This is a genomic window from Thalassobaculum sp., from assembly GCF_040219615.1.
Classification (GTDB): Bacteria; Pseudomonadota; Alphaproteobacteria; order Thalassobaculales; family Thalassobaculaceae; genus Thalassobaculum_A.
On sequence record NZ_JAVJSE010000013.1, the window covers coordinates 160565 to 182370 of the forward strand.

The 21806-nt window shown below is 73.2% G+C and carries 23 protein-coding genes; 12 read left to right on the forward strand and 11 right to left on the reverse strand.

The window, feature by feature from the left end:
• The first annotated feature begins 127 nt into the window (after window positions 1-127).
• The 4 genes from RIC31_RS08330 (at window position 128) to RIC31_RS08345 (ending at window position 4956) form a co-directional block, all read left to right on the forward strand.
• Window positions 128-1072, forward strand: coding sequence for an ABC transporter permease (locus RIC31_RS08330; protein ID WP_350105082.1), 945 nt, complete (start codon window positions 128-130; stop codon window positions 1070-1072).
• Complete coding sequence (locus RIC31_RS08335; RefSeq protein WP_350105084.1) at window positions 1072-3006, forward strand: dipeptide/oligopeptide/nickel ABC transporter permease/ATP-binding protein; 1935 nt, start codon at window positions 1072-1074, stop codon at window positions 3004-3006. The genes RIC31_RS08330 and RIC31_RS08335 overlap by 1 nt, the downstream gene beginning before the upstream one ends.
• On the forward strand, window positions 3003-3968 hold the full coding sequence (locus RIC31_RS08340) for an ABC transporter ATP-binding protein (RefSeq protein WP_350105086.1): 966 nt from the start codon (window positions 3003-3005) through the stop codon (window positions 3966-3968). Before RIC31_RS08335 ends, RIC31_RS08340 begins: the two co-directional genes overlap by 4 nt.
• Window positions 3969-4164: 196 nt before the next feature.
• Complete coding sequence (locus RIC31_RS08345; protein ID WP_350105088.1) at window positions 4165-4956, forward strand: FadR/GntR family transcriptional regulator; 792 nt, start codon at window positions 4165-4167, stop codon at window positions 4954-4956.
• Window positions 4957-4982: 26 nt separating this feature from the next.
• Here the strand turns inward: RIC31_RS08345 and RIC31_RS08350 are convergent, their stop codons facing one another.
• Window positions 4983-5375, reverse strand: coding sequence for a VOC family protein (locus RIC31_RS08350; protein WP_350105090.1), 393 nt, complete (start codon window positions 5373-5375; stop codon window positions 4983-4985).
• 106 nt (window positions 5376-5481) lie between these two features.
• Here RIC31_RS08350 and RIC31_RS08355 point away from each other — a divergent pair, with 106 nt between their 5' ends.
• Together RIC31_RS08355 and RIC31_RS08360 are read left to right on the forward strand one after the other, a co-directional pair.
• Window positions 5482-5955: a winged helix-turn-helix transcriptional regulator gene (locus RIC31_RS08355; protein ID WP_350105092.1), complete on the forward strand. Its 474-nt coding sequence runs from the start codon at window positions 5482-5484 to the stop codon at window positions 5953-5955.
• Entirely contained in the window at window positions 5952-7346 is a 1395-nt protein-coding gene (locus RIC31_RS08360; protein ID WP_350105094.1) for an MATE family efflux transporter, read from the forward strand. Before RIC31_RS08355 ends, RIC31_RS08360 begins: the two co-directional genes overlap by 4 nt.
• A gap of 13 nt (window positions 7347-7359) precedes the next feature.
• On the opposite strand, the gene RIC31_RS08365 is transcribed toward RIC31_RS08360, so the two are convergent.
• From RIC31_RS08365 to RIC31_RS08385, 5 genes are all read right to left on the reverse strand, one after another.
• Window positions 7360-8127, reverse strand: coding sequence for an ABC transporter ATP-binding protein (locus RIC31_RS08365; protein WP_350105096.1), 768 nt, complete (start codon window positions 8125-8127; stop codon window positions 7360-7362).
• Window positions 8124-9173: a FecCD family ABC transporter permease gene (locus RIC31_RS08370; protein WP_350105098.1), complete on the reverse strand. Its 1050-nt coding sequence runs from the start codon at window positions 9171-9173 to the stop codon at window positions 8124-8126. The genes RIC31_RS08365 and RIC31_RS08370 overlap by 4 nt, the downstream gene beginning before the upstream one ends.
• Window positions 9170-10288, reverse strand: a complete 1119-nt coding sequence (locus RIC31_RS08375; protein ID WP_350105101.1) for an ABC transporter substrate-binding protein — start codon at window positions 10286-10288, stop codon at window positions 9170-9172. The genes RIC31_RS08370 and RIC31_RS08375 overlap by 4 nt, the downstream gene beginning before the upstream one ends.
• 95 nt (window positions 10289-10383) lie before the next feature.
• Window positions 10384-10878, reverse strand: coding sequence for a copper chaperone PCu(A)C (locus RIC31_RS08380; RefSeq protein WP_350105103.1), 495 nt, complete (start codon window positions 10876-10878; stop codon window positions 10384-10386).
• Between the two features lie 92 nt (window positions 10879-10970).
• A complete protein-coding gene (locus tag RIC31_RS08385) occupies window positions 10971-11336 on the reverse strand; it encodes a DUF2946 family protein (protein WP_350105105.1) in 366 nt (121 codons plus the stop codon).
• 168 nt (window positions 11337-11504) lie between these two features.
• On the opposite strand from RIC31_RS08385, the gene RIC31_RS08390 reads away from it, so the two are divergent.
• Entirely contained in the window at window positions 11505-12266 is a 762-nt protein-coding gene (locus RIC31_RS08390; protein ID WP_350105107.1) for an alpha/beta fold hydrolase, read from the forward strand.
• A gap of 16 nt (window positions 12267-12282) precedes the next feature.
• Here the strand turns inward: RIC31_RS08390 and phnE are convergent, their stop codons facing one another.
• Genes phnE through RIC31_RS08405 form a run of 3 tightly spaced genes read right to left on the reverse strand, consistent with a single transcriptional unit; the run spans window position 12283 to window position 14799 of the window.
• Complete coding sequence (gene phnE, locus RIC31_RS08395) at window positions 12283-13098, reverse strand: phosphonate ABC transporter, permease protein PhnE (protein ID WP_350105109.1); 816 nt, start codon at window positions 13096-13098, stop codon at window positions 12283-12285.
• A 4-nt stretch (window positions 13099-13102) separates the two neighbouring features.
• Complete coding sequence (locus RIC31_RS08400; RefSeq protein ID WP_350105112.1) at window positions 13103-13888, reverse strand: phosphonate ABC transporter ATP-binding protein; 786 nt, start codon at window positions 13886-13888, stop codon at window positions 13103-13105.
• Between the two features lie 23 nt (window positions 13889-13911).
• Window positions 13912-14799, reverse strand: a complete 888-nt coding sequence (locus tag RIC31_RS08405; protein ID WP_350105114.1) for a PhnD/SsuA/transferrin family substrate-binding protein — start codon at window positions 14797-14799, stop codon at window positions 13912-13914.
• 298 nt (window positions 14800-15097) lie between these two features.
• Here RIC31_RS08405 and RIC31_RS08410 point away from each other — a divergent pair, with 298 nt between their 5' ends.
• The 5 genes from RIC31_RS08410 (at window position 15098) to RIC31_RS08430 (ending at window position 20639) form a co-directional block, all read left to right on the forward strand.
• The gene (locus tag RIC31_RS08410) at window positions 15098-16426 is read left to right on the forward strand and encodes an NAD(P)/FAD-dependent oxidoreductase (RefSeq protein ID WP_350105116.1); all 1329 of its coding nucleotides are present in this window, start codon (window positions 15098-15100) and stop codon (window positions 16424-16426) included.
• A 4-nt stretch (window positions 16427-16430) separates the two neighbouring features.
• Entirely contained in the window at window positions 16431-17282 is an 852-nt protein-coding gene (locus tag RIC31_RS08415) for a DUF1365 domain-containing protein (protein WP_350105118.1), read from the forward strand.
• The gene (locus RIC31_RS08420) at window positions 17279-18547 is read left to right on the forward strand and encodes a class I SAM-dependent methyltransferase (protein ID WP_350105121.1); all 1269 of its coding nucleotides are present in this window, start codon (window positions 17279-17281) and stop codon (window positions 18545-18547) included. The genes RIC31_RS08415 and RIC31_RS08420 overlap by 4 nt, the downstream gene beginning before the upstream one ends.
• A 167-nt stretch (window positions 18548-18714) precedes the next feature.
• Entirely contained in the window at window positions 18715-20064 is a 1350-nt protein-coding gene (locus RIC31_RS08425) for an MFS transporter (protein ID WP_350105123.1), read from the forward strand.
• The gene (locus RIC31_RS08430; RefSeq protein ID WP_350105125.1) at window positions 20061-20639 is read left to right on the forward strand and encodes a DUF3833 domain-containing protein; all 579 of its coding nucleotides are present in this window, start codon (window positions 20061-20063) and stop codon (window positions 20637-20639) included. Before RIC31_RS08425 ends, RIC31_RS08430 begins: the two co-directional genes overlap by 4 nt.
• Here the strand turns inward: RIC31_RS08430 and RIC31_RS08435 are convergent.
• Entirely contained in the window at window positions 20610-21053 is a 444-nt protein-coding gene (locus tag RIC31_RS08435; RefSeq protein ID WP_350105127.1) for a nuclear transport factor 2 family protein, read from the reverse strand. The genes RIC31_RS08430 and RIC31_RS08435 overlap by 30 nt on opposite strands.
• On the reverse strand, window positions 21050-21802 hold the full coding sequence (locus RIC31_RS08440) for an SDR family NAD(P)-dependent oxidoreductase (RefSeq protein WP_350105129.1): 753 nt from the start codon (window positions 21800-21802) through the stop codon (window positions 21050-21052). The genes RIC31_RS08435 and RIC31_RS08440 overlap by 4 nt, the downstream gene beginning before the upstream one ends.
• Between the last annotated feature and the right edge of the window lie 4 nt (window positions 21803-21806).

Consider the following 21806-nt stretch of genomic DNA (forward strand, 5'->3'; position numbering starts at 1 on the left):
TTCCGCCTCCGGCGCCACGCTCCGGAATGACGAAATAGGAAGGACCGTCATTCCGGACGGACGCGCCGCACTCGGCGCGGGCGAGCCGGGACCCACCCGCCGCTGCGCCGTCGGGAACTAGCCTGCCATGTGGACCTACATCGGCAAGCGGCTGCTCGCCACGATCCCGATCCTGCTCGGCCTGTCGGTGGTGGTGTTCGGCATGATGGCGCTGATCCCGGGCGACCCGGCGACCGCCATTCTCGGCAGCTACGCCACGCCCGAGAACGTCGCCCGGCTGAACCGGCAGCTCGGCCTCGACCGCTCGCTGGTCGAGCAGTACCTGACCTGGCTCGGCAACCTGGCCCAGGGCGACATGGGGCGCAGCTACACCCTGAACCGGCCGGTGGCCGACGAGGTGTTCGAGCGCTTCGGCGCCACCCTGGTGCTGGCCGGCGCCTCGCTGCTGCTGTGCTCGGCGCTCGGGCTGGTCGCCGGTATCGCGGCGGCGGTCCGGCAGTTCGGCTGGACCGACCGGATCGTCACCTTCCTGGTGCTGGTCGGCATCTCGACCCCGTCGTTCTGGCTCGGCCTGCTGCTGATCATGCTGTTCGCGGTGCAGCTGAAATGGCTGCCGGCCTCCGGCATGTTCGCGATCTACGGCGGCGGCGACCTGCCCGACCTGCTGGCCCACCTGGCGTTGCCGGCGGTCACCCTGGCGGTGGTCGCGACCGCGGTGATCGCCCGGCTGACCCGCGCCGCCATGCTGGAGGTGCTGCGCCAGGACTACATCCGCACCGCCCGCGCCAAGGGCGTGTCGGAGCGCCGCGTGGTCTACCGCCACGCCTTCAAGGCCGCCCTGGTCGCGGTGATCCCGGTGATCGGCATCCAGGCCGGCTTCGTGCTCGGCGGCGCGGTCTACATCGAGACCGTGTTCCAGTGGCCGGGCATCGGCCGGATGCTGGTGACCGCGATCTCGACCCGCGACCTGCTGCTGGTGCAGGGCGGGGTGCTGGTGGTGGCCGCCAGCTACGTGCTGTTCAACCTGCTGGCCGACGTCGCCCAGACCGTCGTCGACCCGAGGCTGCGCTGATGGCCGCGATCGCCGAGCCGGCCGGGAGCGTCGCGGGCAGCGGCCGGCCGTCGCCGTTCCGCCTGCTGGTCGCCAACCGGCTGTCGGCGCTCGGCCTGGCGGTGCTGGCGGCGATCGTGGCGCTGGTGCTGGTGACGCCGCTGCTGCCGCTGCCCGACCCGGACGTGACCGACCCGGCGCGCCGCCTGCTGACGCCGGGCGAGGGCGGCCACCTGCTGGGGACCGACCATCTGGGCCGCGACCTGCTGGCCCGGCTGTTGTGGGGCACCCGGGTGTCGATCCTGGTCGGGCTGTCGGCGACCCTGATCGCCGCCCTGGTCGGCTCGCTGATCGGCCTGACCGCGGGCTATGCCGGCGGCCGGACCGACAGCGCCCTGATGCGCGGCATCGACCTGGTGATGGCGTTCCCCTACATCCTGCTGGCGCTCGGCATCGTCGCGGTGCTGGGGCCGGGGCTGCTGAACGCGCTGTACGCCATCGCGATCGTCAACATCCCGTTCTTCGCCCGCAACATCCGCGGCATCACGCTCGGCCTCTCGCGCCGCGAGTTCGTCGACGCCGCCCGGCTGTCCGGCGCGTCGCACCCGGCCATCCTGTTCGGCGAGGTGCTGCCGAACGTGCTGCCGACCATCGTGGTGACCATGTCGACCACGGTCGGCTGGATGATCCTGGAGACCGCCGGCCTGTCGTTCCTCGGGCTCGGCGCGCAGCCGCCGCAGGCCGACCTCGGCTCGATGCTGGGCGAGGGCCGCAAGCTGCTGTTCAACGCCCCGCATGTCTCGGTGATCCCGGGGCTGATGATCTTCGCCCTGGTGATGGCCATCAACCTGGTGGGCGACGGCATCCGCGACGTGCTCGACCCGCGGCTGAAGTCGGGCGCGCTGGCGGCACCGGGGGCCGCGACCGCGGTGCGCCGCGACGCCGTGCCGGACGCGCCCGCCGGCGACGCGGTGCTGGCGGTCGACGGGCTGCGCACCGAGTTCCGGACCGGCGACCGGGTCTACAGGGCGGTCGGCGGGGTCGACCTGACCCTGGCGCCCGGCGAGCGGGTCGGGCTGGTCGGCGAGTCCGGGTCCGGCAAGTCGGTGACCGCGCTGTCGCTGCTGCGGCTGGTGCCGTCGCCGCCCGGCACCATCACCGGCGGCCGGGTGACGATCGCCGGGGCCGACCAGCTGGCGGCCGGGGTCGAGGAGCTGCGGGGGCTGCGCGGCGGCCGCGTGGCCTACGTGTTCCAGGACCCGCTGACCACCCTGCACCCGCTGTTCGCCGTCGGCGACCAGGTGGTCGAGGCGCTGAGGGCGCACCGGCCGCTGTCCCGGCGCGAGGCGGAGGCGAAGGCGATCGAGCTGCTGGAGCTGGTGCAGATCCCGTCGGCAGCGGCCCGGTTCGCAGCCTACCCGCACGAGCTGTCGGGCGGCATGCGCCAGCGGGTGTGCATCGCCATGGCGCTGGCCAACGACCCGGAGCTGATCGTCGCCGACGAGCCGACCACCGCCCTCGACGTCACCGTCCAGGCCCAGGTGCTGAAGCTGCTGCGGACCCTGTCCGAGGAGCGCGGCTCGGCGGTGCTGTTCATCACCCACGACTTCGGCGTGGTGTCCGAACTGTGCGACCGGGTGGCGGTGATGTATGCCGGCCGCATCGTCGAGATCGGCCCGACCGAGCGGGTGCTGGCGGCACCGGCGCACCCCTACACCGCGAAGCTGATCGACTGCGTCCCGGTGCTGGGCGCGCCGGAGCGCCGGCTCGACGCCATCGAGGGCCTGCCGCCGCCGGTCGACCGGCTGCCGCCGGGCTGCGCCTTCGCCGAACGCTGCCGGTTTGTCGAACCGCGCTGCCGCGAGGGGGAGATCGCCCTGGAAGCACTGTCCGGCGACCGGGCGGCGCGCTGCGTGAAGCCGCTCTGGACCGGCGGCCGCGGGGGTGCCGCATGAGCCCGGCGATCGAGGCCGACGGCCTGACCCGCGTCTTCGGCGGCGGCCGCACCCTGTTCGGCGCCGAGCGACCGGCGGTACACGCCGTGCAGGGCGCCGACCTGACCGTCGAGGCCGGCGAGACCCTGGGCGTGGTCGGCGAGTCCGGCTGCGGCAAGTCCACGCTCGCCCGCATGCTGGTCGGCCTGGACCGGCCGACCGCCGGGACCATCCGGCTCGACGGCGAGGATGCCGGTACGCTCGGCGACCGGGATCCCAGGGCGCTGGCCCGCCGCGTCCAGTACGTCTTCCAGGACCCGGTGGCCTCGCTGAACCCGCGCAAGACCATCCGCCAGGCCCTGGAGGCGCCGATGCGACGGCTGCTCGGGCTCGACGCCGCCGCCCGGGCCCGCAGGCTCGACGAGCTGATGGCGGCGGTCAGCCTGCGCGCCGAGTTCCTGGACCGCTATCCGCACGAGTTCTCCGGCGGCCAGGCCCAGCGCATCGGCATTGCCCGGGCGCTCGCCGCCGATGCCCGGATCATCGTGCTCGACGAGCCGGTGTCGGCGCTCGACGTATCGGTGCAGGCCCAGGTGCTGAACCTGCTGGACCGGCTGAAGCGCGATTTCGGCTTGACCTACGTGTTCATCAGCCACGATCTGAGCGTGGTGGAGAGCGTGTGCGACCGGGTGGCGGTGATGTATTTCGGGCGGATCGTCGAGCTGGGCAGCGCGCGCGGGATCTTCGCCCGGCCGCGGCATCCCTATACCGCCCTGCTGATGCGCTCGGCGCCGGCGCCGGGCCGCCGGGGGATCCAGGCCGAGGCCGAGCCGGCGGAGCTGCCGGACCCGCTGAACCCGCCGCCGGGCTGCGCCTTCGCCTCGCGCTGCCCGCGCGCCGACGGCCGCTGCACGACGGAGCGGCCGCCGCTGGAGGCCGGCGACGCCTGCCACGCCGCCGCCTGCTGGCATCCGCTGGCATGACCCACCCCCTGCACTGCCTGGGTTCCGGCTCCGTGCCGCCTTCGGCGGTCCGGTCCGGAATGACGTCAGAGGGGGGAGGGCGTTCCCGCCTTTCCACCCCGACGTCATTCCGGACGGACGCGCCGCCCTCGGCACGGCCGAGCCGGAACCCATACGTCGCTCCGAAGCCCGCACCTCCCGCCCTCGGAAGGCCCGCATGAGCGATCCCGAGAGCGCCGACCGCAGGCCGCTCGGCGCGCTGCCGCGCCGCCGCCGGCAGGACAGCATCGGCGAGCAGATCAAGGACCTGATCATCGAGCAGGGCCTGCGCCCGGGCGAGCGGCTGCCGGGCGAGAGCGCGCTGATGGCCCGGTTCGGCGCCTCCAAGGGCTCGATCCGCGAGGCGCTCAGCGCGTTGCGCTCGGAAGGCATCATCCGGACCCGCACCGGCCCGGGCGGCGGCGTGTTCCTGAGCGAGATCGGCACCGGCCGGGCGATCGCGCATCTGTCCAACTACTTCCTGTTCCGGACCCCCAGCGTCACCGACATCTACGACGTGCGCTGCGAGCTGGAGCCGGAGCTGGCGGCCTCGGTGGCCGGCCGGCTGTCGGAGGTCGACTTCGCCCGGCTGGAACGCACCATGCGGCTGTACGACGCGCCGCCGGCGACCGCCGAGGAGGAATACCAGCAGCGCATGGCCGAGCTCGACTTCCACAGCGTGCTGGCCGAGCTGTGCCCGAACCCGGTGCTGGGGCTGTTCTGCGGTTTCCTGCAGACCCTGCTGCGCGAGATGGCGGTGTGCCGGCGGATCTACGACGCGCCGCACCCGGAGCTGCGCGACACCGCCCTGCACTACCAGATCCACCTGATGCGGGCGCTCCGGGCGTCCGACGCCGAGGCGGCCCGGACTGTGATGGCCGAGCACATGATCGCGGCGCGGGACTACATGGTGCGCATGGAGGCCAGCATCGCCGGCCGCTTCCTGCGCGCCGACGGCGGGCGGGGCTGATCGGGCGGCCTACTCCTTCGGGCGGCCTACCCCTTCGGCTGCACCAGGTCCCACTTGTTGCCGAACGGGTCCACGAACACCGCGACCCGGCCGTAGTCCTCGTCGCGCGGCGGGCCGGCGAAGGCGATGCCGGCGGCGGTCAGCCGGGCATGGTCGCGGTCGAAGTCGTCGGTGTGCAGGAACAGGAACACCCGGCCGCCCGTCTGATTGCCGATCGCGGCGCGCTGCTCGTCGGTCGCGGCCCTGGCCAGCAGCAGCGCCGCTCCGGACCCGCCCTTCGGCGCCACCCGCACGAACCGCTTGCCGGGCGCCTGAGGGGTGTCCTCCAGCAACTCGAACCCCAGTGTCCCGACGAAGAAGGCGATGGCCTCGTCGTAGTCCGGGACCACCAGGGCGACGGTGACGATCGACTGCTTCACGGGGCAGGCTCCTGGAACCGGTTGGCGGCGTCGCTATAGCACGGGGGCGGGTCTCGTGCCGAATAGTCACTATCATCATAATAGCAACAGGCGCATCCTCCCCCCCATGCAACGCAAATCCTTCGACTCCATGCCCTGCCCTATCGCCCGCGGCCTGGAACGTGTCGGCGAGTGGTGGAGCATCCTGATCATGCGCGACGCCCTGCGCGGCACGACCCGGTTCGACGACTTCCAGACCGGCCTGGGAATCGCGCCGAACATGCTGTCACGGCGGCTCGCCACCCTGGTCGAGGCCGGGCTGCTGGAAAAGCGCCTCTACTCCGAAAAGCCGCCGCGCTTCGAATACCTCCCGACCGAGTGCGGCCGCGACTTCCGGCCGGTGCTGCAGACCTTGCTGGCCTGGGGCAACCGCCATTTCGCGCCGGACGGGCCCGGCGCGGTGATCGTCAACACCGAGACCGGCGAAGTCGCCGATCCCGTCCTGGTCGACCGCAGGACCGGCCGTCCGCTCAGCGACCCGGTGTTCCGCACCGTCCGGGGCGAGGCCGCCCGGGCCGCCCGCGCGAAGGAAACGCCGTGAACGTCAGCCCGACCCTGGCGCCGGCTCCGGCCGCCGCCACCCAGATGAGCGACCGCACCCGGCGGCTGCTGCAGGACCCGATCCTGCCGCTGCTGCTGAGGATGGCGTGGCCGAACGTGCTGATCATGCTGGCCCAGGCCTCGGCGCAGCTGATCGAGACCTGGTGGATTTCGCATCTCGGCACGGCGGCGCTGGCCGGCATGGCGCTGGTGTTCCCGCCGATCATGCTGACCCAGATGATCTCGGCAGGCGCCATGGGCGGCGGCATCTCCTCGGCGATCGCCCGGGCGCTCGGCGCCGGCCGGCGCGACGAGGCCGACGCCCTGGTGCTGCACGCGGTGGTCATCAACATCGTTCTCGGCCTGGCCGTGTCGGCGGTGTTCCTGCTGTGGGGCCGGGAGATCTTCACGGTGCTCGGCGGCGAGGGCGCGGCGCTCGACGCGGCGGTGACCTATGCCAACGTCGTGTTCGCGGGCAACGCCCTGCTGTGGCTGCTGAACGGGCTGGCCAGCGTGATCCGCGGCACCGGCAACATGCTGGTCCCGGCCCTGGTGATCTGCGCCGGCGTGGCCCTGCTGGTGCCGCTGTCGCCGGTGCTGATCTTCGGGCTCGGGCCGATCCCGGCGATGGGCATCGCCGGCGGCGGCGCGGCGCTGGTGCTGTTCTATGCCGCCGGCACCGCGGTGCTGGCCTGGTACATCCTGTCGGGCCGCAACCTCGCCCGGTTCCGCCGGACCGCGCTGCGCTGGCCGCTGTTCCGGTCGATCCTGCGGGTCGGCGCGGTCGGCGCCGTCACCTCGCTGCAGACCAACCTCACCATCGCCCTGGTGACCGCGCTGGCCGCCAGCGTCGCCGGCACCGCCGCGGTCGCCGGCTTCGGCACCGCCGTGCGCCTGGAATACCTGCTGGTGCCGCTGGTGTTCGGGCTCGGCGCCCCGGTGGTCGCCCTGGTCGGCACCAATGTCGGCGCCGGCCTGCACGACCGGGCGCTGCGCATCGCGCTCACCGCCGGCGGCATCGCCTTCGCGATGACCGAGAGCATCGGCCTGGCCGCCGCGATCTGGCCGGAAGCCTGGCTCGGGCTGTTCAGCGCCGAGCCGGCGATGCTGGCGGCCGGCAGCGCGTATCTCAGGATCGTCGGGCCGGCCTACGGGTTCTTCGGCCTGGGGCTGGTGCTGTACTTCGCCTCGCAGGGCGCCGGGCAGCTGCTGTGGCCGCTGTGCGTCGGGTTCACGCGCCTGGCGATCGCCGGCGCCGGCGGCTGGCTGGCCCTGCACCTGACCGGCGACCTGCGCTGGCTGTTCGCGACGGTGGCGCTGGCGCTGGTGGTGTACGGCGTCACCCTCGGGCTGGCGGTGCGCTCCGGCGTCTGGTTCCGGGCGTCCCGCTGAACTCGCCCCACCCTCACGAGGCGGGCGCGAGCGGCGCGATCACCGGATGCCCGTGCGAGGTCCGCAGGATTTCGGCCTCCACACCGTAGGCCCGGCGAATTCCGGCCGGCGTCAGCACCGCGTCGGGCGAGCCGGCGACGACCAGCGCGCCGTCCTTCATCAGCAGCAGCGACGAGGCGTAGCGCGCCGCCAATGACAGGTCGTGCAGGGCCATCACCACCACCGCCCCGCTCTGCCGGGCATAGTCGGACAGCCGGTCCAGGACCCGCATCTGCCGGCCGAGGTCGAGCGCGCTGGTCGGCTCGTCCAGCAGCAGCAGCCGCGGCCGCCGCACCAGCCGCTGGGCCAGCAGGACGAGCTGCTGCTGGCCGCCGGACAGGGTGTCGATCCGGACCCGCGCCAGCCCACCGACGCCGAGCGCGTCGAGGGCCCCGGCCGCCTGCGACAGGTCCTCGGCCGCGACCCGCCAGCCGAGCCGATCGAGGCGCCCCAGCAGCACGACCTCGAGCGCGGTCAGCGAGGCCCGTACGGCGGTCGACTGCGGCATGTAGGCGACCTCGCCCGGGTGCGACGGCCGGCCGTCCAGCAGGATCGTCCCGCTGCACGGCAGCACTCCTGCCACGGCGCCGAGCAGGGTCGACTTGCCGGCCCCGTTCGGCCCGATCAGCGCGGTGATCGATCCACCGACAAGCGCCGCCGACATCCCCGTCACCACGTTCCGGCGGCCACGCGCCACCGTCACGCCCCGCAGGACGAGGCCGCTGTGTTCCGGGTCGCTCACGACCGCTCTCCGGCGCCGCGGCGCAACACCAGGGCGAACAGCATCGGCACCCCGATGATCGCGGTGACGATGCCGACCGGCAGGACCGCGCCCGGCGACAGCGTCTTGGCCAGCACCGACGCGCCGACCAGCATGATCGCACCGACCAGGGCGGCGAGCGGCATCAGCACCCGCTGGTCCTCGCCGGCCAGCGCCCGCGCGGCGTGCGGCGCCGCCAGCCCGACGAAGCCGATGGTTCCGACGAAGGCGACGGCACCGGCGGTCAGCAGCGCCACGCACAGGAGCACCCGGCGGCGCAGCCCGGTAACCGCCACGCCGAGGCTGCGGGCATGCGCCTCGCCCAGGCGCAGCGCGGTCAGCTGCCAGACGTCGCGGGCCAGCACCGGCAGCACCGCCGCCATGATCGCCGCCAGCACCGCGATGCTGGTCCAGTTTGCCTTGAGCAGGCTGCCGAACAGCCAGAACACGATCTGCTGCAGGACCTCGGGCGAGGCCATGTACTGCAGCAGCAGCTGCAGGGCCTGGAACAGGAACAGCACGGCGATGCCACCCAGCACCAGGACCTCCGGGCCGCTGCCGCGCAGCCGCGCCACGATGTACACCAGGCCGGCCGCCGCCAGGGTGGTGACGAAGGCCGCGGCCGGCGCCAGCAGCCAGCCGGCGACCGGCAGCGCCGCCCCGAACATGATCGCCAGCGCCGCCCCGAAGCCGGCGGCCGCCGAGAAGCCGAGGGTGAACGGGCTGGCCAGCGGGTTGTCCAGGATGGTCTGCATCTGCAGGCCGGCGACCCCCAGGCTGGCGCCGACCAGTACGCCCATCAGCGTTGTCGGCAGCCGGATCTGCCACAGGATCGCGGCGAGCGTCCTGTCGGCACCCTCCGGCCCGGCTGCCAGTGCCCGCAGGGCCTCGGCCAACGGCATGGCCGACGGGCCGGTTGCCAGGTCGACGGCGCAGATTCCGGCCAGCAGCAGGCAGGCGGCGGCGAGCAGGATCGCCCGCCGCCGCTCGTCCCGCCGATAGCCGCCGAGCAGGGCGGCGGTCGTCACGGCCGTGCGGCCAGCCGCAGCATGAAGGTGCCCTCGGCCGCGATCGGCAGGTTGCGGGCGTAGTAGGCCTTCAGCTCGGCCGCCGGGTCGACGTCGGCGAACGCCGCCGGGTGCAGCACCTTGGCGAGATAGCGCAGGTAGACGTAGTCGTAGAGCGTGCGCGTGCCGCCGTGATACAGCGCGTGGACCTGACCGCCGGCGACCGCCGGCAGGTCCTGCCAGCCCGGCCGTCCCGGATACCCGGCAAGTCGCTCCCGGGTCAGGCCCTGTTCGATCCCGAAGCCCATCAGCACGCCGTCGGGAGCGTTCAGCCATTCCGAGCCGGTGATCAGCACGACCTCGGGTTGGCTGGCCAGGACGTATTCCGGGCTGAGCGGCCCCCAGCTCGCCACCTGCCCGGCTGCGATGTTGTCGCCGCCGGCGAGCGCGATCACCCCGGCCCACATGCCGTTGCCGTAGCTGTTGCCGTACTCCGCCGGGCCCTTCTGGCCGAGCTCGACGTAGACCCGCGGCCGCCCGCCGTCGGCGCGTTCGACCCGGGCCGTCGTGTCCTCGACCGCCGCCCGGTACGCGGCGGCCAGCCGTTCGGCGCGCGCCTCCGCGCCCATCACCTTGCCGATCACCAGGGTCGATGCGACGTGCCGCTCCACGGTCTGGGCGTTGTAGTCGACCACGACCACCGGAACGCCGGCCGCCTCCAGGGTGGCCACCGCCGGGCCCAGGCCCTTGAACTGCCAGGCCGCCAGGATGGCGACGTCCGGCCGGGCCGCGACCGCCGCCTCGACGGCGAAGCTGCCGGCATCGAGGCTGCCGACGTCGGCCAGCGCCTCGATCCGCGGGATGGCCGCGGCATAGGCCCGATACTGCATCGGACGCCAGTCCTTCCAGGGCGCCCGGGAGATCGCCACCACCCGGTCCATGGCGCCCGGCCCGACGATGGCCAGGAAGTCTTCGTAGTAGAAGCCGAGCAGCACGCGCTGTGCGGGGGCCGCCAGGGTCACCCGCCGGCCCTCGACGTCGGTGACGACGATCTCGGCCTCGGCAGAGGGGACGACGGCCAGCAACGCGCAGCCGAGCGTCAGCATCGCGGCAAGCGCCGCGGTCAGTCGGTTCATCGGAGTTCCTCGATCGGGCTCGGGCCGGGCCCGGGCGGCAGCGGGCGCGCCAGGTCTGGTGCGCCGCGCCGCGTCCGGGCGACCGGCGGCGAGACTCAGTTGTGGCCGGTGCCGCTATGCCCGGCGCCGATCGGCGCGACGGTGAAGCTGACCTCGACGGTGCCCGCCTTCTCGAAGGTCAGGGTGCCGGCGAAGCTTTCGCCCGGCTTCAGCATGCGCTTCAGGCCGATGAACATCAGGTGATAGCCGCCGGGCTTCAGCGCGAGTTCGCCGCCGGCCGGGACCACGACCCCGTCGGCCAGCGGCCGCATGGTCATGACGCCGTCCTTCATCGCCATCTCGTGGATCTCGGCATGCTCGGCGATCTCGGCGGTGGCCGACACCAGCCGGTCGTCGGCGGCGCCCTTGTTGGCGACCGCCACGAAGCCGCCGGCGACCTTGGCGCCGTGCGGCGTGGCGCGCGCCCAGGGATGGTCGATCTGCAGGTCGCCGAGCTTGTAGTCGTGGGCGGACACAGCCGGGCCGAACAGGGCGACGGCGGCGAGGACGAGTGCGCCGGCGAGGCGCGACGGATTGAACAGCTTGGTCATTGCAGGCTCCTTCGGGGGGCCGCCCGCCGGGGTGGCGGCGCGGTCCTGATGCGACGAAATCGGTCTGGGCCCGCGCAATCGCGGGCGGAAGGTCAGACCGCCGTCGGCGGAGCCCGGGTGCTGCGCGGCGAGTCGGGAAGCCCGTCGGTCAGTCGTCCCGTCGGTACGGCGATCTGCACGGTCCGGGGGGCGGCCGACGGTGACAATGCGGCCGGCTGCGGCGGCGGCGCCAGACCGGCCCCGGTTCCGGGGCAGCCGAGCAGGCAGCAGCTCATGTCGTGCGGGCGATCCGGCCCGTCGACGGGAGCCGCGGATCCGGGCGCCGGCTGCAGCCCGGCGGGCGTGCAGATGACCGCCGCGAAGGCGTCGCTGTCGCCGGCCGCCGCATGGCCGGCGACGGTCAGGCCGGACAGCATGGCCTGGACGACCAGAAGCCAGCACAGGGCAAGCGTCGCCAAGGGACGCCCCCTTCCCGGTCTTCTGCTGTCCTGCCGGTCCGCCATCGCCACCGCCTGTGGAACCCGGCATCCGGTTAGCATGCCGGCGGCCGGCCGACAACCGGACCGCGGCGACGGCGCCGGGCTTCGGCTATGCTGACGCCCAGGCAACCGGCCCGGGAGGCGAGCGTGAGGACCGTGCGCAACGGCGAGGCGACCATCGGCTACCGGGTCGACGGCGACGGGCCGCCGGTCGTGATCCTGGCCTCGACCGGCCGCGGCACCGCCGAGTTCGACGCGCTGGCGCAGCGGCTCGTCCTGCGTGGCCACCGGGTGCTGCGGCCGGAGCCGCGCGGCATCGCCCCCAGCGCCGGGCCGATGGACGGCGTGTCGTTCCACGACTTCGCGGCCGACGTGGCGGCGGCGATCGCGGCCGAGGGCGGCGGGCCTGCGGTGGTCGCCGGCCACGCCTACGGCAACTGGATCGCCCGCACGCTCGCCGCCGACCGGCCGGCCCTGGTGCGCGGCGTGGTGCTGGTGGCGGCCGGGGCCAAGGTCATGCCGCAGGCGACGATCGACGCGCTGACCATGATCAACGACCCGGCCTCGACCGAGGAGCAGCGGCTGGCCGGGCTGCGGCTGGCGTTCTTCGCGGCCGGCAACGACCCGCGGCCCTGGCTCGACGGCTGGCACCCGGCGGTGACCGCCAGCCAGCGCACGGCGCGGCCGCTGACCGACGGCGACTGGCGGGCCGCCGGCACCGCGCCGATGCTGGACCTGCAGGCCGCCGACGACCCGTTCCGGCCGCCGGAGACCCGCGACGAGCTGCGCGCCCAGTACGGCGACCGGGTGACCGTCCGGGTGATCGCCGGCGCCAGCCACGCCCTGCCGGCCGAGAAGCCGGTCGAGACCGCCAACGCCATCGCCGACTGGGCGGCGGGGCTGCCGTAGGCGGAGGGAACGGCGCTTAGATTATGCGCGCCCTGAGCCGCGAGCCGACCTGCTCGACCAGGATCACCAGGGCGAACACCGCCAGGATGATGGTGGCGGCCAGGTCGTAGGCGAACAGGTCCATCGCCACCTTCAGCTCGATGCCGATGCCGCCGGCGCCCACGAGCCCCAGCACCACCGACGACCGGGTCGCCTTCTCCAGCGCGAACAGCGCGGTGGCGATGAAGGACGGCATGGCCTGCGGCACCACCGCCGAGAACACGATGCCGAGCGGCCGGGCGCCGAGCGCCGACAGCGCCTCGCGCGGCCCCGGGTCGGTCTCCTCCATGGCCTCGGCGAAGAACCGGCCGCAGAACCCGATGCAGTCGACCGCGATCGCCAGGGTGCCGGCGACCGGGCCGAGCCCGACGGCGATCACGAACAGCAGCGCCCACACCAGGTCCGGCACGGTCCGGCAGAACGACACCACCGCCCGCGCCGCCACCTGCACCGTCGGGTGCGGCGACAGGGTGCGGGTCGCCAGGATCGCCAGCGGCAGGCTCAGGGTCACCCCGATCACCGTGCCGACCAGCGCCATCTGGAAGGTCTCGAGAATCGCTAGGCCGATCTGCGGCAGCCGGGTCAGGTCGGGCGGGACCATCTGGCCGAGGATCCGGCCGATGTTCGGCAGTCCCTCGATCAGCCGCATCGGCGACAGGCCGACCGCGGTGAAGGCGTGCACCAGCACCGCCAGGGTCACCGCCCAGGCCAGGAAGGCCAGCGGCGACGGGCGTTCGAGGCGGGCGGGCAGGAAGCGGCCGGCGGCCGGTCGGAGGTTCGACAGGTCGGTCATCGCGTCACCCGTAGACGAAGCCGAGGTCGCGCGGGGTCAATTCCGCCGCCGGGCGGTCCAGCACGATGGCTCCGTCCTTCAGCGCCACCACCCGGTCGGCATGGGCCAGCGCGTGCTCCAGGTTGTGCGAGGTGAACACCAGGGTCGCCCCCTCCTCGCGGATCAGCCGGACGAACACCGCCATGACCTCCTCGCCGGCCGCCGGGTCGAGGCTGGCGACCGGCTCGTCGGCCACCACCATCGCCGGGCGCTGCATCAGGGCGCGGGCGATCGCCACCCGCTGCGACTGGCCGCCGGACAACCGGTCGGCGCGCAGCGGCGCCAGTTCGGCCAGCCCGACCCGGTCCAGGCAGTGCATGGCCTCATCGCGCGCCGCCGCCGGCGCCAGCGACTGCAGCCAGTAGCGCGGCCCGGCATGGCGTGCCTGGGCGCCGTGCAGCACGTTGGACAGGGCCGACAGCCGGCCGACCAGGTTGTGGCGCTGGAACACGAAGCCGATGCGCGACCGCAGCCGCCTGAGGCCGCCGCGGCCGAGCCCCTGGACGCTTTCGCCCAGCAGCGTCGCCTCGCCGCCGTCCGGCTCGATCAGGCGCAGGCAGCAGCGCAGCAGGGTCGACTTGCCGGCGCCGTTCGACCCGATCAGCGCCACCGCCTGGCCGCGCGGCACCGCCAGGTCGACGCCCCGCAGCACCGGGCGCGTCCCGAAGCGCTTGGTCAGGCCGCGCACCGCGAGGTCCACGCAGGCGTCGACCGCCGCCGGTTGCCCGGCGGCGGCCATGTCCGCGGCCATGTCTCCGGCGAGGGCCAGGGCCATCAGTTGCCGACGAAGCTGTCGAACGCGGTGACGCCGATGGTGTGGTACATCGACCGCACGTAGTCGTAGTCCGTGTCGGCGACCTTCGGCAGGAACACGCCGCCGCTGTACTTCTTGTTGTCGTCGCCGGTCAGGATCGCCGCCATCAGCACCTTGGCATGGTCGGTGAAGGCGGCGCGCATCTTGGCGACCGTCGCCTCCGGCACGTGCGGGCCGGCGACCAGGATGTCGTTCGGCAGGTCGCGGCCGCGGGCGATCACCCGGAAGCCGTGGTCCGGGAACGCCTTCCGGATCTTCTGCAGATGCGTGAAGTTCATGCCGACGGCGGCGATGTCGCCGCGGATCAGGCCCTCGACCGCGACGTTGCGGCTGATGTTCATCGGCGTGTAGTCGGTGCCGGGCATCAGGCCGAGGTCGGCCAGCGCCTGCGCCGGGCCGAGATGGGCCGAGGTCGAGCCGACGTCGCCGAACGCGATCTTGCTGCCCTTCAGGTCGGCGGCGACCTGGTACCGGCTGTCGGCCATCACCACGACCTGCGCGAAGTAGTCCGGGCGCTGCCAGCCGATCACCGGGGCCGCCTTGGACTTGGAGCGGAACACCACGTATTCGGCCGGGCCGGTCAGCACGAAGTCGACCTGCTTCGAGTTCATCGCCTCGACGGCGGCGGTGCGGCTGCTGACCGGGAAGAACTTCACCTCGGCGCCGGTGGTCTGCTCGAGCGCCGCCTTGAAGTCCCCGAACTCGGTCTGCAGGCTCTCGAGGCCGGCGATGTCGGTGACGGCGAAGCGGATGGTCTCGGCCGCCGCGGTCGCGGCGGCGCCGAGGCCGACGGCCAGCGCCAGCGCGCCGCCGAGGATCGCGCCGCCGAGCTTGGCTGACATCGTCATGGGTACCCTCCCTGGAATCCGGAGCCGGCCGCAGTCGCACCGGCGGCGCAGGATGGCCGGCGATCGGTGACAGCCCGGTGACAGCGCGATGAAAGTTTCGGCGCAAATCGGCGACAGTCCGGGGTTCGGTGGGGACAGTCGACCCGCGGCCCCGACCGCCCCGCCCCGACCGCCCGCCTCGACAGCGTGCGCCGGCGGCGGCACGCTGGCCTACCCCGGTCAGGAACCGCGGCACCGCCCCCTGATCCGAATCCCGCCGGCGCGCGTAGACATGGCGTAGTTCGAGAGAGAGGACCGCATGCGCATCGCCGTCATCGGATCGGGTATCGCCGGGCTCAGCGCCGCCTGGCTGCTGAGCAGCCGGCACGACGTGACGCTGTACGAGAAGGATTCGCGCCTCGGCGGCCACGCCAACACCCTGTCGGTCGACTACGACGGCGCCCGGATCGACGTCGACACCGGCTTCATCGTCTACAACGAGATCACCTATCCCAACCTGGTCCAGCTGTTCCGGCAGCTCGACGTCGCGACCGAGGCCAGCGACATGGGCTTCGGGGTGTCGGTCGACGACGGGCGGCTGGAATACGCCGGATCGCTGCGCGGGCTGCTGGCCCAGCCGGGCAACCTCGCCAGCCCGCGCTACCGGCGGATGATCGCGGACATGCTGCGGTTCTTCCGGAGCGCAACCGACCTGCTGCGTGAGCCCGGCCCCGGCCCGAGCCTGGGCGACTGGCTGGCGCGCGAGGGCTACGGCGAGGGCTTCGTCGAGGACCACCTGCTGCCGATGGGGGCGGCGATCTGGTCGTGCCCGGTCGGCACCATGCTGGACTTCCCGGCCCGCTCCTTCGTGCAGTTCTTCCAGAACCACCAGCTGCTCAACCTGGTCGTTCGGGAGCCCTGGCGCACCGTCACCGGCGGCTCGAAGCAGTATGTGGCGCGGCTGGCGACCCGGCTGACCGGGCGGATCCGGCTGTCGTCGCCGGTGCGCCGGGTGGTCCCCGACCGCGACGGCGTGACGGTCGCCTGCGTCGACGGCGATATCCGGAACTACGACCACGTGGTGCTCGCGACCCATGGCGACCAGGCGCTCCGGCTGATCGCCGAGCCGACGGCGGCCGAGACCGCCGTGCTCGGCTGCTTCCGCTATCAGCCGAACACCGCCATCCTGCACCGGGACACCGCCCTGATGCCGCGCCGCCGCGCCGCCTGGTCGGCCTGGAACTACCAGGCCGAGCGCGCCGGCGCCCGGAACCGGCGGGTGGCCCTGACCTACTGGATGAACCGCCTGCAGAACCTCGACCCGGCCCGGCCGCTGTTCGTCAGCATGAACCCGCTGCGCGAGCCGGACCCGGCCAAGGTGTTCGCCTGCATCGCCTACGAGCACCCGGTGTTCGACGCCGCGGCGATCGCCGCCCAGGACCGGCTGCCGGAGATCCAGGGCGGCCGGCGCCTGTGGTTCTGCGGCAGCTACGCCGGCTGGGGCTTTCACGAGGACGGCCTGAAGTCGGCGATCGCCGTGGCGCTGTCGCTGGGCGCCCGGCTGCCGTGGCCGAGTGCCGTGACGCCAGCGAGCGTCGCCGCGGGGAAGCCTGCCGCGACGCCGATCCTGGCCGACGCGGCGGACTGAGCGGATGCCCGGGTTCCCCGACATCGACCCCTCCGGCCCCGCGGCGCTGCGCTCGGCCCTGTATGTCGGGCATGTGATGCACGCCCGCCTCGGCGCCCACCGCCACCGGTTCCGCTACCGCGTGGTGTCGCTGCTGCTCGACCTCGACGAGCTGGAGGCGGTCGACCGGCGGCTCGCGACCTTCTCGGTCGACCGCGCCAACCTGTTCAGCTTCCACGCCCGCGACCATGGCGCGCGCGACGGATCGGCGCTGCGGCCCTGGATCGAGGCGAGGTTCGCCGACGCCGGCCGGCCGCTGGACGGCGGCCGGATCCTGGCGCTGTGCTTCCCGCGCGTGCTCGGCTACGCGTTCAACCCGCTGACCGTCTACTGGGGCTATGCCCCCGACGGCCGGCTGGCCGGCGTGCTGTACGAGGTCAAGAACACCTTCGGCGACCAGCACGGCTACCTGATCCCGGCCGCACGCGACCGCGTGCCCGGCACGCCGCTGATCCAGGCCGCCGACAAATGCTTCCACGTATCGCCCTTCCTGCCGGTCGAGGGCGGCTACCGGTTCCGGCTGGACGAGCCGGGCGAGCGGCTGCGGGTGCTGATCCGGCTGGTCGGCCCGGACGGCGCCGACCGGCTGATCGCCACCCAGACCGGGGTGCGGCGCCCGCTGACCGATGCCCGGCTGCTGGCCAGCCTCGCCAGCCATCCCTGGAACACCGTCAAGGTCACCGCCGGCATCCACTGGGAGGCGCTCAGGCTGTGGCTGAAGGGCGCCCCGTTCCACACCCGGCCCGAGCCACCGGCGACGCCGGTGTCGCTGGGCCGCGACCTGCTCCCGGAAACCATCCGGTCGGAGACCTCATGAGACCGCTGTTCGCGACCGCCACCGGGGAGTACCCGCCGCGCAACCGGCCGCGGGCCGGGTCGACGGCCGCCGCACCGCACGACTGGAAAGGGCTCGACCGCTGGACCCGCGCCGCCTTCCGGCTGCTGGCCGGGCTGTCGGTCGGGCAGCTGACCGTGATCCTGGCCGACGGCCGGGCCGCCCGGTTCGAGGGCCGGACCCCGGGCCCCGAGGCGACCGTGCAGCTGCGCGACCCGCGTGCGGTGCGCCGCTTCATGCTGGGCGGCGACCTCGCCTTTGCCGAGGCCTACATGGACGGGACGGTGGACTGCCCCGACCCGGCCGCGCTGATCGAGCTGTACGTGCGCAACCAGGACGCCCTCGGACGCACCGCGCTGGGCGGCGCCGCCCAGGTTCTGCTGCGCCGCGTCCGGCACTGGTTCAATGCCAACACCCGGCGCGGCAGCCGCCGCAACATCGCCTACCACTACGACCTCGGGAACGACTTCTACGCGCGCTGGCTCGATCCCTCGATGACCTACTCGGCGGCCCGCTTCGGCCATCCGGAGCAGACCCTGGAGGCGGCGCAGACCGCCAAGTACCGGCAGCTCGCCGACATGCTGGCGCTGCGGCCCGGCCACAGGGTGCTGGAGATCGGCTGCGGCTGGGGCGGCTTCGCCGAGGTCGCGGCCCGCGACTACGGCGCCGAGGTGCTCGGTGTCACCCTGTCGCGCGAGCAGCACGCCCATGCGGTCGAACGGGTCCGCCGGGCCGGGCTGGCCGACCGCGTCCGCTTCGAGATCCGCGACTATCGCGACGTCGCGGGCCGGTTCGACCGGATCGCCTCGATCGAGATGTTCGAGGCGGTCGGCGAGCGCTACTGGGACCGGTTCTTCGGCACCCTGAACGACCGCCTCGCCGACGGCGGGCGCGCCGCCCTGCAGGTGATCACCATCGCCGAGGACCGGTTCGCCGAGTACCGGTCGACCCCGGACTTCATCCAGCGCTACATCTTCCCGGGCGGCATGCTGCCGACCAGGCGCCACCTGCACGCGCTGGCGGCACCGCACGGCCTGCGGGTCGACGGCGAGGACCGCTTCGGCCTCGACTACGCCCGCACCCTGGCGGTCTGGCGCGACCGCTTCCTGGCCGAGTGGCCACGGATCTCGCCGCTCGGCTTCGACGACCGGTTCCGGCGGATGTGGGAGTACTACCTGGCCTACTGCGAGGGCGGCTTCCGCGGCGGCCAGATCGACGTCTGCCAGATCGCCTATGCCAAGGGCTGACCGGGGCGGAGATCGACGGACCGCCGCCGTCGTCCCGTGGGTCCCGGAGCCATCCCGGATCAAGTCCGGGACTCTCCGGGATGACGGCAATGGAGGATCGTCATCCCGGAGAGTCCGCGACAGCGGGCGGCTCCGGGACCCACGGGACGACGGGCGGTTCCCGCGACATGCCTGACCCGACCCGCCTCGGCTTGCCGCGCCTCGTCGCCTACGGGCTGCCGGCCCTGCCGGCGGCGGCGCTCGGCCTGCCGCTCTACATCTTCCTGCCGACCTTCTACACCGCCGGGCTCGGCCTGCCGCTGGCCGCCGTCGGCGCCGCCCTGCTGGCGGCCCGGCTGTGGGACGTCGCCACCGACCCGGTGGTCGGCCTGCTGTCGGACCGCACCGGCGGCCGGTTCGGCCGGCGGCGGCCCTGGCTGGTTGCGGCGCTGCCGCTGCTGGTGCTGTCGGTATGGATGCTGTTCCGGCCGGCCGAGGGCGTCGGAGTCGGCTATCTCGCGCTCTGGAGCGCCGCCCTCTACCTCGGCTGGACCATGCTGGCGCTGCCGCACTACGCCTGGGGCGCCGAGCTGTCGGACGACTACCACGAGCGGGCCCGGATCAGCGCCGCCCGCGAGGTGGCGCTGGTGATCGGCACCCTGGTGGCGGCCGGGCTGCCGGTGGCGGTCGGCATCGACGGCCAGGGCGATCCCGGCGCGGTGCTGGCGCTGCTCGCCGTGCTGCTGGCGGCCGGGCTGCCGGCGGCGGTGGCGATCGCGGTCGGTTTCGTCCCGGACACCCGGGCCGCGACCGCACCGCCGGTGCCCTGGCGGCAGGCCGGCGCCCTGCTGGCGGCCAACCGGCCGTTCGTCCGGCTGATCGCCGCCTACCTGGCCAACGGGGTCGCGAACGGCCTGCCGGCCACCCTGTTCCTGCTGTTCGTCGCCCATGTGCTGGCGGCACCGGAGCTGCAGGGGCCGCTGCTGTTCGCCTATTTCCTGTGCGGCGTCCTCGGCGTGCCGGCCTGGCTGGCGCTGGCGCGCCGCCTCGGCAAGCACCGGGCCTGGTGCCTGGCGATGACCGCCAACTGCCTGGTGTTCGCCTGGGCGCCGCTGCTCGGCGCCGGCGATGTCGGGCCGTTCCTGGCGATCTGCATCCTCTCCGGGCTGTGCCTGGGCGCCGACCTGGTGCTGCCGAGCGCGATCCAGGCCGACGTGGTCGACGTCGACACCGCCGCCGGCGGCGGCCGGCGCACCGGGCTGTATTTCGCGTTCTGGGGCATGGCGACCAAGCTCGCCCTGGCGCTCGCGGTCGGCGCGGCGTTCCCGCTGCTGGAGCTCGCCGGGTTCCGGGCCGACGGCGGCGGCAACACCGCGACCGCCCTGCTGGCCCTGGCGCTGCTCTACGGCGCCGCCCCGGTGGCGTTCAAGGCCGTCGCCATCGCCCTGATGTGGCGCTTCCCGCTGGACGAGGCGGCGCAGAGCGCGCTGCGCCAGCGGATTCGGAAAATCGAGACGGAACGGAGGGCTGATCCATGATCCGGCGGATTGCGTATGTCCTAATATTACTGCCGCTGCTGGGGGCGTGCCAGGCGATGAACATCGACGATTTCGAGGGCACGACGCCGCAGCTGGTGCTGGAGGACTACTTCGCCGGCGAGACCAAGGCCTGGGGCATATTCGAGGACCGCTTCGGCAACCTGCGCCGCGAGTTCAAGGTCGACATCGCCGGCAGCTGGGACGGCCGGGTGCTGACCATGACCGAGGATTTCGTCTACGCCGACGGCGAGACCGACCGGCGGGTCTGGCGGATCGAGAAGCTCGGCGACGGCCGCTACCGTGGCCGCGCCGACGACGTGATCGGTACCGCCGAGGGCACGGTCAAGGGCAAGGCGCTGACCTGGTCCTACGACATCGTGCTGAAGGTCGGCGGCAGCGACCTCAAGGTCCGCTTCACCGACTGGCTGTTCCTGCAGGACGATGAGGTGATGATCAACCGCGCCTCGGTCACCAAGTTCGGCATCGAGATCGGCACGGTGACGCTGTTCTTCCGCAAGCCGGTCACCCAGGCGCTGGCGGTGCCCTCAGACCCCGGCGGCAAACAGGCGGCGTAGGCCGCGGATCAGCCGGCCGACCAGCGGCAGCCGGGCATAGACCTGGCCGGCGGCGTCCCAGTGGTCGACATGCTCGCGGATGCGCCCGTCCGGCGCGAAACGCAGCTCGCTCATGCCGTCGATCTCGACCTCCCGGCCCCGGACCGAACCGGTGAAGCGCCAGCGGATGCAGCCGATCTCGGCCCCGACCGCGCTGTCCACGATCGCGAAGCGCGGTTCATCCACGGAGCGGAACATGTGGGCGTAGAGAGCGACATACCGGTCGATCCCGGCGATCTCCTGGAACGGGTCGACGAACCGGATGTCGGCGGTGCACAGCGCCCGGAGTTCGTCGAGCCGCTCCGGAGCCAGGGTCTCGAACAGCCGGCAGTACGCCTGCAGCGTCGCGTTCCGCGGATCCTCGGGCACGGTCATTTGCCGGTCATGCGGTGCATCAGGGCAAAGTACAGCGGGTCCGGCAGCAGGCCCAGCAGCTTGAGGATCAGCGCGAACCGGCGCGGGAAGGTGATCTCGAAGGCGTTGCCCTGCAGGCCGCGGTACAGCCGCTCGGCGGCCTCGTCGACCTCCATCAGGAAGGGCATCGGAAACGGATTTCGGTCGGTCAGCGGGGTGCGCACGAAGCCGGGGCAGACCACCTGGGTGACGATGCCCAGATGGTCCAGGTCGAACTTCAGGGATTCCGCGAAGTTGATCAGCCCGGCCTTGGTGGCGCCGTAGCCGGCCGAGGTCGGCAGGCCGCGGTAGCCGGCGACGCTGGACACGATCGCCAGCCGCCCGGCCCGTCGCTCGATCAGCCCCGGCAGCACGGCGTCGACCGCGTGCACCACCCCCATCAGGTTGATCTCGACCAGCTCGCGCACCGCCGCGGCGTCGAAGCGCCGGGCCTCGACCGGCGTGTGCAGCCCGGCCGCCAGCACCGCCGTCGCGACCGGCCCGACCTCGCCCTCGATCCGTGCCACCGTCGCCCGGCAGGCTGCCAGGTCGGTCACGTCGAGCGGGAACGGCAGGATCCGGCCGGCGGTCGGCTCCGCAGCCAGGGCCTCCAGCGCCTCGGTGCCGCGCGCGCTGGCGGCCACCGTCCAGCCGGCACGGGCCATGCGGCGGGCCAGGGCCGCGCCGATGCCGCTGCTGGCCCCGGTGATCCAGACGATCGATACGCCCATCGAT

Bases quoted from the DNA above. Each gene is read 5' to 3' on its own strand.
- RIC31_RS08420 (WP_350105121.1), top strand. From the start codon at position 17,279: ATGAGACCGCTGTTCGCGACCGCCACCGGGGAGTACCCGCCGCGCAAC.
- RIC31_RS08440 (WP_350105129.1), bottom strand. From the start codon at position 21,802: ATGGGCGTATCGATCGTCTGGATCACCGGGGCCAGCAGCGGCATCGGC.
- RIC31_RS08345 (WP_350105088.1), top strand. From the start codon at position 4,165: ATGAGCGATCCCGAGAGCGCCGACCGCAGGCCGCTCGGCGCGCTGCCG.
- RIC31_RS08405 (WP_350105114.1), bottom strand. From the start codon at position 14,799: ATGACGATGTCAGCCAAGCTCGGCGGCGCGATCCTCGGCGGCGCGCTG.
- RIC31_RS08375 (WP_350105101.1), bottom strand. From the start codon at position 10,288: ATGAACCGACTGACCGCGGCGCTTGCCGCGATGCTGACGCTCGGCTGC.
- phnE (WP_350105109.1), bottom strand. From the start codon at position 13,098: ATGACCGACCTGTCGAACCTCCGACCGGCCGCCGGCCGCTTCCTGCCC.
- RIC31_RS08430 (WP_350105125.1), top strand. From the start codon at position 20,061: ATGATCCGGCGGATTGCGTATGTCCTAATATTACTGCCGCTGCTGGGG.
- RIC31_RS08330 (WP_350105082.1), top strand. From the start codon at position 128: ATGTGGACCTACATCGGCAAGCGGCTGCTCGCCACGATCCCGATCCTG.
- RIC31_RS08425 (WP_350105123.1), top strand. From the start codon at position 18,715: ATGCCTGACCCGACCCGCCTCGGCTTGCCGCGCCTCGTCGCCTACGGG.
- RIC31_RS08415 (WP_350105118.1), top strand. From the start codon at position 16,431: ATGCCCGGGTTCCCCGACATCGACCCCTCCGGCCCCGCGGCGCTGCGC.
- RIC31_RS08400 (WP_350105112.1), bottom strand. From the start codon at position 13,888: ATGGCCGCGGACATGGCCGCCGCCGGGCAACCGGCGGCGGTCGACGCC.
- RIC31_RS08355 (WP_350105092.1), top strand. From the start codon at position 5,482: ATGCAACGCAAATCCTTCGACTCCATGCCCTGCCCTATCGCCCGCGGC.
- RIC31_RS08340 (WP_350105086.1), top strand. From the start codon at position 3,003: ATGAGCCCGGCGATCGAGGCCGACGGCCTGACCCGCGTCTTCGGCGGC.
- RIC31_RS08410 (WP_350105116.1), top strand. From the start codon at position 15,098: ATGCGCATCGCCGTCATCGGATCGGGTATCGCCGGGCTCAGCGCCGCC.
- RIC31_RS08435 (WP_350105127.1), bottom strand. From the start codon at position 21,053: ATGACCGTGCCCGAGGATCCGCGGAACGCGACGCTGCAGGCGTACTGC.
- RIC31_RS08380 (WP_350105103.1), bottom strand. From the start codon at position 10,878: ATGACCAAGCTGTTCAATCCGTCGCGCCTCGCCGGCGCACTCGTCCTC.
- RIC31_RS08335 (WP_350105084.1), top strand. From the start codon at position 1,072: ATGGCCGCGATCGCCGAGCCGGCCGGGAGCGTCGCGGGCAGCGGCCGG.